This window comes from Vibrio sp. 11-4(1) (assembly GCF_013048625.1).
GTDB lineage: Bacteria > Pseudomonadota > Gammaproteobacteria > Enterobacterales > Vibrionaceae > Vibrio > Vibrio diabolicus.
The window spans coordinates 308,561-318,294 of the sequence record NZ_VHSY01000003.1 but is presented as its reverse complement, the minus strand read 5'-3'; the positions used below and the strand labels follow the sequence as shown (position 1 = coordinate 318,294).

The 9,734-nt window shown below is 45.8% G+C and carries 14 protein-coding genes; 12 read left to right on the top strand and 2 right to left on the bottom strand.

The window, feature by feature from the left end:
* Window positions 1-146: 146 nt before the first annotated feature.
* The gene (gene cytR / locus FKN16_RS07840) at window positions 147-1,175 is read right to left on the bottom strand and encodes a DNA-binding transcriptional regulator CytR (RefSeq protein WP_254901949.1); all 1,029 of its coding nucleotides are present in this window, start codon (window positions 1,173-1,175) and stop codon (window positions 147-149) included.
* A 303-nt stretch (window positions 1,176-1,478) separates the two neighbouring features.
* On the bottom strand, window positions 1,479-3,680 hold the full coding sequence (priA, locus tag FKN16_RS07835; protein ID WP_170902418.1) for a primosomal protein N': 2,202 nt from the start codon (window positions 3,678-3,680) through the stop codon (window positions 1,479-1,481).
* Between the two features lie 295 nt (window positions 3,681-3,975).
* Between priA and rpmE the strand changes: the two genes are divergently transcribed.
* From rpmE to rpsQ, 12 genes are all read left to right on the top strand, one after another.
* Entirely contained in the window at window positions 3,976-4,197 is a 222-nt protein-coding gene (gene rpmE / locus FKN16_RS07830) for a 50S ribosomal protein L31 (RefSeq protein ID WP_005379546.1), read from the top strand.
* Between the two features lie 455 nt (window positions 4,198-4,652).
* A complete protein-coding gene (rpsJ, locus tag FKN16_RS07825) occupies window positions 4,653-4,964 on the top strand; it encodes a 30S ribosomal protein S10 (RefSeq protein ID WP_004410492.1) in 312 nt (103 codons plus the stop codon).
* 14 nt (window positions 4,965-4,978) lie between these two features.
* Window positions 4,979-5,608: a 50S ribosomal protein L3 gene (rplC, locus tag FKN16_RS07820; RefSeq protein WP_005379555.1), complete on the top strand. Its 630-nt coding sequence runs from the start codon at window positions 4,979-4,981 to the stop codon at window positions 5,606-5,608.
* Between the two features lie 17 nt (window positions 5,609-5,625).
* Window positions 5,626-6,228 carry a 50S ribosomal protein L4 gene (gene rplD / locus FKN16_RS07815; protein ID WP_005379556.1) on the top strand — a complete coding sequence of 201 codons (603 nt, stop codon included), beginning with the start codon at window positions 5,626-5,628 and terminating at the stop codon, window positions 6,226-6,228.
* Window positions 6,225-6,527 carry a 50S ribosomal protein L23 gene (gene rplW / locus FKN16_RS07810; RefSeq protein WP_004398471.1) on the top strand — a complete coding sequence of 101 codons (303 nt, stop codon included), beginning with the start codon at window positions 6,225-6,227 and terminating at the stop codon, window positions 6,525-6,527. The genes rplD and rplW overlap by 4 nt, the downstream gene beginning before the upstream one ends.
* Before the next feature lie 15 nt (window positions 6,528-6,542).
* A complete protein-coding gene (gene rplB, locus FKN16_RS07805; protein WP_005383168.1) occupies window positions 6,543-7,367 on the top strand; it encodes a 50S ribosomal protein L2 in 825 nt (274 codons plus the stop codon).
* A gap of 21 nt (window positions 7,368-7,388) precedes the next feature.
* The gene (rpsS, locus tag FKN16_RS07800; protein ID WP_004394525.1) at window positions 7,389-7,667 is read left to right on the top strand and encodes a 30S ribosomal protein S19; all 279 of its coding nucleotides are present in this window, start codon (window positions 7,389-7,391) and stop codon (window positions 7,665-7,667) included.
* Window positions 7,668-7,677: 10 nt separating this feature from the next.
* Entirely contained in the window at window positions 7,678-8,010 is a 333-nt protein-coding gene (gene rplV, locus FKN16_RS07795) for a 50S ribosomal protein L22 (protein ID WP_005383164.1), read from the top strand.
* Window positions 8,011-8,028: 18 nt separating this feature from the next.
* Window positions 8,029-8,727, top strand: a complete 699-nt coding sequence (rpsC, locus tag FKN16_RS07790; protein WP_005383161.1) for a 30S ribosomal protein S3 — start codon at window positions 8,029-8,031, stop codon at window positions 8,725-8,727.
* Between the two features lie 11 nt (window positions 8,728-8,738).
* On the top strand, window positions 8,739-9,149 hold the full coding sequence (gene rplP / locus FKN16_RS07785; protein WP_005379577.1) for a 50S ribosomal protein L16: 411 nt from the start codon (window positions 8,739-8,741) through the stop codon (window positions 9,147-9,149).
* The gene (rpmC, locus tag FKN16_RS07780) at window positions 9,149-9,340 is read left to right on the top strand and encodes a 50S ribosomal protein L29 (RefSeq protein WP_005379576.1); all 192 of its coding nucleotides are present in this window, start codon (window positions 9,149-9,151) and stop codon (window positions 9,338-9,340) included. Before rplP ends, rpmC begins: the two co-directional genes overlap by 1 nt.
* On the top strand, window positions 9,340-9,594 hold the full coding sequence (rpsQ, locus tag FKN16_RS07775) for a 30S ribosomal protein S17 (RefSeq protein WP_005379575.1): 255 nt from the start codon (window positions 9,340-9,342) through the stop codon (window positions 9,592-9,594). The genes rpmC and rpsQ overlap by 1 nt, the downstream gene beginning before the upstream one ends.
* Window positions 9,595-9,734: the final 140 nt, after the last annotated feature.

The following is a 9,734-nucleotide window of genomic DNA, read 5'->3' as shown; positions in this document are numbered from 1 at the left end:
GATAGAATCTTGATAGCTAAAGCGCGACAACGTCGGAGTGTGTTTCCGTTCGAGCTTATATTTGTGCGGGATAAACAAAAAGCAGATGGGGTAAATAAAAAGCGGCGCCTTAGCACCGCTTTGGGTATGAATACCTAATCTTTAGGTTAAGGGCGCTGTGGTGGCGCTGCACTTCCGCGAATGACGAGGTTAGTTTCAAGCAAACGCGAGCCTGAATGCACGTCGTGGCCTTTTAACATCTCGAGCATCATTAGCATTGCTTGTCGACCAATCTCATAGCGAGGCTGAGAGATGGTGGTCAACGGTGGATCGCAGTACTGAGCGAAGTTAATGTCATCAAAGCCCACAACAGAGAGATCTTGCGGTACTCGTAAGCCAAGCTTTTTCGCTTCTTGAATTGCGCCGATGGCCATTGTGTCACAGTGACAGAAAATAGCCGTTGGTGGCTCAGGCAATTCGAGCAGTTTGCGAACGGCTTTTGCTCCGCCATCAAAAGAGAACTCAGTAATGACACTATATTGTGGATCTTTATTGATGCCGGCACGGCGCAGGGCTTGTTGGTAGCCTTGCTGGCGGAACTGACACAATATTGCCGTATCTGGCCCCGAGATTTGCGCGATGCGTTTATGACCTAGTTGGGTTAGGTAATTCACCGCTTCAAATGCTGAGGTCAGGTTGTCAATATGTACTGTCGGAAGTTCTAACTCTGGCGCAAATTCACACGCCATTACCATCGGAGGTAAGTTCTTTTGTTCTGGCTTACTGACATCGAACGGTAGATCTGTGCCAAGCAGTAGCATTCCATCCGCCTGCTTAGTAAATACGAGGTTAACGAAAGAACTTTCGCGTTTCTTCTGTTGTCCGCTATCGCCCAGCAGGACTAGATAGCCATGTTCCATGGCAGCATCTTCAATGCCGCGAATAATTTCAGAAAAATAAGGATCACAGATGTCGGGAACGATAGTGACAATGGTTTTTGATTCGTTTCTACGTAAGTTACGCGCTAATGAGTTTGGAGAATAACCCGCTTCAAGTACGGCATCTTCTACTCTTTTTCTCGTTGAAGAAGAGACCTTCTCTGGGTTCATTAATGCTCGAGATACCGTAGCCGTAGACACTCCCGCAAGCTGGGCAACATCCTTCATTGTCGCCATAGTTTTTAACCTCTCGTTTATTTTTTGCCAAGATGACGTTATTCCGGTTTGAAATCATAGTAATCACGCTGAGTTAGAGCAGCGTTTGCTCTTCGCTCAGTTCGTGTTAACAAGTGGAAAAATGGATTCTTCACTGCGACATCAATTTGTGGGAATAGTCATTGTTTTAATCTAAGCCTGTGCGAACAAGTCACTTTAGACTTTTCTAATTTGGATAGTCTATTCATTTCTAAAGTGAAAGTTACGGTCTGTTTAACAAAAATTGCAATCCCGTCGTGATGCTCGTCACATTAAATGGTAATTCATTACATAGTTAAACGTTTGCTAGCTGAGATCTTGTGGCTCTATGTCTAAATTCCAGCGAACTTTCTTGGCATTTGGCAACAACTCAATAGCAGGTTTGGCACTGGTTAATAACTTTTGCATCAATGAACGATGCTGGGTTTGAAGTAACAGCTGCCAGCGGTATTTACCAGCCCGCTTGGCCAAAGGTGAAGGAGTGGGGCCTAACACCATGCAGGAATCATCGAACAGAGGGTGTGATTCTAACGTAAAGCGAACCTGACGCAGGAAGTCTTCAACTACCTCACTTTGGTTTGCTTCTGCTTTAAACAGAGTCAAGAAACTATAAGGCGGAAGCTGAGCCAGTTTGCGTTCTTCCAGAGCTGTCATAGCAAAGTGACGATAGTCTTTTTGAAGTAGGGCTTGCAGCAAGCTGTGCTCAGGATGGTGAGTTTGCAGGATCACTTCGCCAGGTTTACTTGCTCGGCCAGCACGACCTGCGACCTGAATAAACAGCTGAGCTAATCGCTCCGAAGCGCGAAAATCACTACTATACAAAGAGCCATCAACATCCAAAAGAGCTACGAGCGTTACATTTGGAAAGTGGTGCCCCTTAGCCAGCATTTGAGTGCCTATCAGTATTTGGTATTCACCTTTACGAATCGACTCAAGGGCATCTTCCAAGCTACCTTTGCGACGTGTGCTGTCTCTGTCGATGCGAATGGCTTTGTATTCTGGAAACAACTGAGCCAATTGTTGTTCGAGCTGTTCCGTTCCTACGCCGACGGTAACCAGTTGAGTTGAACCACACCCCTGACACTGATGAATGACAGGTTGTTGTGAACCACAGTGATGGCAGCGTATTTCGTTGCTGTAATGGTGGAACGTATAGTACGCATCACAGCGTTTACATTCTGCAATCCAACCACATTCATGGCACATCAAAGCGGGCGAGAAACCTCGGCGGTTAAGAAACAACATAACCTGATTGCCCATTTTTAAGTGTTTGCGCATTTCGGCAATCAGTTGGGCGGATAAGCCACTTTCTAAATACTGACCTTTTACATCTAACACTTTATTGGTGGTTGGTACGGCAGAGCCAGCTCGTTGGGTGAGTGTTAAATGGTGATATTTACCAGACAGTGCATTATGTAGGGTTTCTAACGCTGGCGTCGCTGAGCCAAGGACAATCGGCACTTGCTCTTTATGGGCGCGCATGACAGCAACATCACGAGCGTGGTAACGCAAGCTGTCTTGTTGCTTATAAGAGGAGTCATGCTCTTCATCAACGATAATAATCCCCAAATCAGCAAAAGGTGTCAGTAGGGCTGAGCGCGTACCAATGATGATCCCCGCGGCTTTATCGCGAGCCGATAACCAGGCGTTCAAACGCTCTGTTTCATTCAAACCGGAATGAATCACATCTACCGGGACATTAAATCGATGCTTAAAGCGGTTGATGGTTTGGGGCGTTAGACCGATCTCTGGTACTAAAACTAATGCTTGTTTCCCTTGCTCTAGAACGGGCTTGATAAGGTTTAAGTAAACTTCGGTTTTACCGGATCCCGTGACCCCTTCTAATAAATAGCAAGCAAAGCCCGTTTGGCTATTTACGCTGGCAATCGCGAGTGCTTGTTCGTGGTTAAGCTTTGGTTTCTCTACCGCACACTCTACATTTTGACTCCATTTCGTAATAACCGGCTTTTTCTCGATGCGCTCGACCCAACCTTTTTCTTCGAGGTTTTTTAAGATGGTTGAGTTTACTTCTTGATCCAAGAGCTCTTGATGCGGGATCGGTCCGTTGATCATCATTTGGAGTGCACGCTGTTGTTTTATCGCACGTCCAAGCCCTTGCATGAGCTTATTTCTTCCTGCTTCTGTCAGTTGCCATTCTTGTAGCGTTGCAAAGTCGGCCGGTTTGCCTTTCCTCAGCGCGGCAGGCATTGCATTGTGTAGAGTGTCACCTAGAGGGTACTGATAGAACTGGCTGCACCAATTTAGCAGAGAATAAAGCGTCTCTGGCCATATCGGTTGGGAGTCTAATACCGCTTTGATTGGCTTAAGTTGATCTTTAGGAAAGTCGGAGTGGTTCACCATGGCGGTGACGATGCCGACTAAGGTTTGGCGTCCAAAAGGTACGGAAACGCGTCCACCAATGATCGGAAACAGGTGCCCCGGAATGGCGTAATCAAATTGTTTGTCGAGCGGAACGGGTAATGCCACTCTAGCAATGGTTGGACGCATAAATTCTTAGCTATTAAAAAGAGGGAAAGGAAATGAGAGTCTATTAAAATCGGTATGGAAATTCGAGTAAAGCTATGTGATTCAGCGTGAATCGTGCCTCTATGATTAGTCTGGTTAAAAAAGTGGCGAAAAAGTTGCCAAATGTGTTGATCCGAGCAATGTGATTCTTTACTATATCGCGCCTTGAGATATGGCTTCGGCAATTAGTTGATGCGGTATCCCATTTTATTATTAATTGCGTGTGGTGTGCGGCTTAGATTCGTATAGCGACACGGCCTACTATTGAGGTTATCCCATGAAAGCTGGTATCCACCCAGAATACAAAGCAGTAAAAGCGACTTGTTCTTGCGGCAACTCTTTTGAGTTCAACTCTACTCTAGGTAAAGAGTCTATCCACCTAGACGTATGTGACAAGTGTCACCCATTCTACACTGGTAAGCAACGTATCGTTGATACAGGCGGCCGTGTTGATCGCTTCAACAAGCGTTTCGGTGCACTATCAAGCGGTAAGAAATAATAGCAGCCGCTATTACGATTACAGTTTAGAAAAGGACGCTTCGGCGTCCTTTTTGTTTAATGGCTACCAAGCGAAGAGGGATGTATAGGGTTTGGAATATTCCCGATTATTTTTCACTCAGCGCTTGCAACCTAAAGTGTGATCTGTATAATGCAGCGCACTGGTTAAGCCAGTTGTGAACCAATGAGCAGTGAGGAGCGAGCAAATCTAAGGATTTGCTAGGTAATGTATACTCAGCTTATGTTCGCGGTTAATACAATTAGCTATCTTTTCTTCGGAAAAACTATCCTCAAAGGTGACTTTGGCATATAGGGATAGTTAATCGAAAATTAACTGACAATGCGTCCTAATCTTGGATGCTACGGTTTCACATAAATCAATCGGCATTCTCTCGTCTTGACGAGTTTGAGTGGCGATATTGTTTGTGTAATTTATTAAATTTGGAGCTCTGTCTCATGCAGAACCAACGTATCCGTATCCGCCTAAAAGCTTTCGATTACAAACTAATCGATGCTTCTACAGCGGAAATCGTTGAAACAGCTAAGCGCACTGGCGCACAGGTTCGTGGTCCAATCCCACTGCCAACTCGTAAAGAGCGTTTCACAGTTCTTATCTCTCCACACGTTAACAAGAAAGCACGTGACCAGTACGAAATCCGTACTCACAAGCGTCTAATCGACATCGTTGAGCCAACAGACAAGACTGTTGATGCTCTAATGCGTCTAGACCTTGCTGCGGGCGTTGACGTTCAAATTAGCCTAGGTTAAGGGAGATTAGAAGTATGATTGGTCTAATCGGTCGTAAAGTGGGCATGACCCGCGTATTTACTGAAGAAGGCGTTTCTATCCCAGTAACTGTTGTTGAGGTTGAAGCTAACCGTGTTTCTCAAGTGAAAACTCTTGAAACTGACGGCTACGCAGCAATTCAGGTTACAGCTGGTTCTAAGAAAGCTAACCGCGTAAACAAAGCTGAAGCAGGTCACTTTGCTAAAGCTGGCGTTGAAGCTGGTCGCGGTCTTTGGGAATTCCGTTTAGAAAACGGCGAAGAGTTCGAAGTTGGTTCAGAACTAACTGTTGAACTATTCAACGAAACTAAGAAAGTAGACGTTACTGGTACATCTAAGGGTAAAGGTTTCCAAGGCGCTGTTAAGCGTTGGAACTTCCGTACTCAAGATATGACTCACGGTAACTCATTGTCTCACCGTGCTCCTGGTTCTATCGGTCAATGTCAGACTCCAGGTCGCGTATTTAAAGGCAAGAAAATGGCAGGTCACATGGGTGCTGAGCGTGTAACGACTCAAAACCTAGAGATCGTACGTGTTGACGCTGAGCGCAACCTGCTTCTTATTAAAGGTGCAGTCCCAGGCGCAACTGGCGGCAACGTGATCGTTAAACCAGCTGTTAAAGCATAACGTCTCAGGAGTAAGTAATGGAACTAATGGTTAAAGGTGCCGATGCACTAACTGTTTCCGAAACTACTTTCGGACGTGAGTTTAACGAAGCTCTTGTACACCAAGTAGTTGTTGCGTACGCAGCAGGTGCTCGTCAAGGTACTCGTGCTCAAAAAACACGTTCAGAAGTTTCTGGCGGTGGCGCTAAGCCATGGCGTCAAAAAGGTACTGGCCGTGCGCGTGCTGGTACAATCCGTAGCCCAATCTGGCGTACAGGTGGTGTTACTTTTGCTGCGAAACCACAAGATCACAGCCAAAAAGTAAACAAAAAAATGTACCGTGGTGCTATGAAGAGCATTCTTTCTGAGCTTGTTCGTCAAGAGCGTCTAATCGTTGTTGATAACTTCTCAGTTGAAGCACCAAAGACTAAAGAGCTAGTTGCTAAGCTTAAAGAGCTTGAGCTAACTGACGCTCTAATCGTGACTAGCGAAGTAGATGAGAATCTATTCCTAGCTGCTCGTAACCTATACAAAGTTGACGCACGTGATGTTGCTGGTATCGATCCAGTATCTCTAATCGCGTTTGACAAAGTTGTAATGACTGCAGAAGCAGTTAAGCAAGTAGAGGAAATGCTAGCATGATCACTGAAGAGCGTATCCTAAAAGTTCTACGTGCACCGCACATCTCTGAAAAAGCAACTATGGCAGCTGAGAAAGCGAACACTATCGTTTTCAAAGTAGCTAAAGATGCGACTAAAAAAGAGATCAAAGCAGCTGTAGAAAAGCTATTTGAAGTTGAAGTTAAGTCTGTAAATACTCTTATCACTAAGGGTAAGACCAAACGTCAAGGTCTACGCCAAGGTCGCCGCAGCGACGTTAAGAAAGCGTACGTTACTTTGAAAGAAGGTCAAGATCTTGACTTCGTTGGCGGCGCGGAATAACAGGAGTAGTTAAAAATGGCTATTGTTAAATGTAAGCCGACTTCCCCTGGTCGTCGTCACGTTGTTAAAGTTGTTAACGCTGACCTACACAAGGGCAAGCCATACGCACCTCTTCTAGAGAAAAACTCTAAGAACGGTGGTCGTAACAACAAGGGTCGTATCACAGTACGTCACATCGGCGGTGGTCACAAGCACCACTACCGTGTAGTTGACTTCAAACGTACTAAAGATGGTATTCCAGCGACAGTTGAGCGTCTTGAATACGATCCAAACCGTAGCGCAAACATTGCTCTAGTTCTTTACAAAGACGGTGAGCGTCGCTACATCCTAGCACCTAAAGGTGTTGTAGCTGGTGATGTTATTCAGTCTGGTGTTGATGCACCAATCAAAGCTGGTAACACTCTACCAATGCGTAATATCCCAGTAGGTTCAACAGTACATAACGTTGAACTTAAGCCTGGTAAAGGTGGTCAGCTAGCTCGTTCGGCTGGTGCTTACGCTCAAATCGTTGCTCGCGACGGTGCGTACGTAACTATCCGTCTACGTTCTGGCGAGATGCGCAAAGTTCTTTCTGAAGGCCGTGCAACAATCGGTGAAGTTGGTAACTCTGAGCACATGCTACGTGAACTTGGTAAAGCAGGTGCATCACGTCATCGCGGTATCCGTCCAACGGTTCGTGGTGTTGTAATGAACCCGATTGACCACCCACACGGTGGTGGTGAAGGCCGTACTTCTGGTGGTCGTCACCCAGTATCTCCTTGGGGTATGCCTACTAAAGGCTTCAAGACTCGTAAGAACAAACGCACTGACAAGTACATCGTACGTCGTCGTAACAAGTAATCTATATAAAGAGGAATCGCCATGCCACGTTCTCTCAAGAAAGGTCCTTTTATTGACCTACACTTGCTGAAGAAGGTAGAGAAAGCGGTGGAAAGCGGAGACAAAAAGCCTATTAAGACTTGGTCCCGTCGTTCAATGATCATCCCTACGATGATCGGTTTGACCATCGCTGTCCATAATGGTCGTCAGCACGTACCAGTATTTGTAACTGATGAAATGATCGGTCACAAACTGGGTGAATTCGCACCAACACGTACTTACCGCGGTCACGCTGCGGATAAGAAAGCTAAGAAGCGCTAAGGAGTAAATAATGGAAGCAATTGCTAAACATAACTTTGCTCGCATTTCGCCTCAGAAAGCTCGCTTAGTTGCGGATCTAATCCGTGGTAAATCTGTTGACCAAGCTCTAGAAATCCTAACGTTCAGCAACAAAAAAGCTGCTGCACTAGTTAAGAAAGTTCTAGAGTCTGCTATCGCTAACGCGGAGCACAACGAAGGTGCAGATATTGACGATCTGAATGTCGCAAAAATCTTTGTAGATGAAGGCCCAACCATGAAGCGTATTATGCCTCGTGCTAAAGGTCGTGCGGATCGTATCTTGAAGCGTTCAAGCCACATCACTGTTGTTGTAGCAGATCGCTAGAGACTAGGAGAGTAAGCAATGGGTCAAAAAGTACATCCAAATGGTATTCGTCTAGGCATCGTTAAGCCTTGGAATGCTACATGGTTTGCTAACACCAAAGATTTCGCTGACAACCTAGACGGCGACTTCAAGGTACGTCAGTTCCTTACAAGTGAACTGAAAAAAGCGTCTCTATCACGTATCGTTATCGAGCGTCCTGCTAAGAGCATCCGTGTGACTATTCACACTGCTCGTCCAGGCGTTGTTATCGGTAAGAAAGGTGAAGACGTTGAGAAGCTACGCGCAGCTGTAGCTAAAATTGCAGGTGTACCAGCGCAAATTAACATCGCTGAAGTACGTAAGCCTGAACTAGATGCGCAACTTGTTGGTGACAGCATCGCGTCTCAGCTAGAGCGTCGTGTTATGTTCCGTCGTGCTATGAAGCGCGCAGTACAAAACGCAATGCGCCTAGGCGCTAAAGGTATCAAAGTGGAAGTAAGCGGTCGTCTAGGCGGCGCTGAAATCGCACGTTCAGAGTGGTACCGTGAAGGCCGTGTGCCTCTACACACTCTACGTGCTGACATTGATTACGCAACTTCTTCGGCTCACACTCAATACGGTGTGATCGGCATTAAAACTTGGATCTTCAAAGGTGAAATCCTAGGTGGTATGCCAGCAGCTAACGCTGTAGAGCCTAAAGGCGACAAGCCTAAGAAGCAGCGTAAAGGCCGTAAGTAAGGAGTCGACAGATGCTACAACCTAAACGTACTAAGTTCCGTAAGGTTCAGACTGGTCGTAACCGTGGTCTAGCTAAAGGTACTGATGTAAGCTTCGGCGAATTCGGTCTTAAAGCTGTTGGCCGTGGTCGTCTAACTGCTCGTCAAATCGAAGCGGCACGTCGTGCAATGACACGTCACGTTAAGCGTCAAGGTAAAATCTGGATCCGTGTGTTCCCAGACAAACCAATCACAGAAAAACCACTTGAAGTTCGTCAAGGTAAGGGTAAAGGTAACGTTGAGTACTGGGTAGCCCAAATCCAACCTGGTAAGGTCATGTACGAAATGGGTGGTGTACCTGAAGAATTGGCACGTGAAGCGTTCCGTCTTGCGGCACGTAAACTGCCTTTCAAAACTACATTTGTAACTAAGCAGGTGATGTGATGAAAGCACAAGATCTACGCGAGAAAAGCGTTGAAGAGCTTAACGCTGAGCTAATGAATTTGCTACGTGAACAGTTCAACTTGCGCATGCAAGCTGCGACTGGTCAACTACAGCAAACTCATACTCTGAAAGCTGTACGCCGTGATATCGCACGTGTGAAAACTGTTTTGACTGAGAAGGCAGGCGCATAATGAGCGAAGTAAAACGTACTCAACAAGGTCGTGTTGTTAGCGATAAGATGGACAAGTCTATCACTGTTGCTATCGAACGTTTCGTAAAACACCCAATCTACGGTAAATACGTAAAACGTACGACTAAAGTACACGCACATGACGAGAACAACGAGTGTGGCCTAGGCGACACAGTTGAAATCGCAGAGTGTCGTCCACTGTCTAAGACTAAGTCTTGGACTTTGGTAAAAGTTCTAGAAAAGGCGAAGATTTAATCTCGTTAATTCTATGAAACTAAAGCGGCTCCAAAATATTTTTGGAGCCGTTTATTTTTTGACTACCCAATCACAAAAAAGGGTGGTACAATTCGCGTCCCTTTTAAAGAGGCAGCCCGACCCGTGATGGGTCTAGTTAT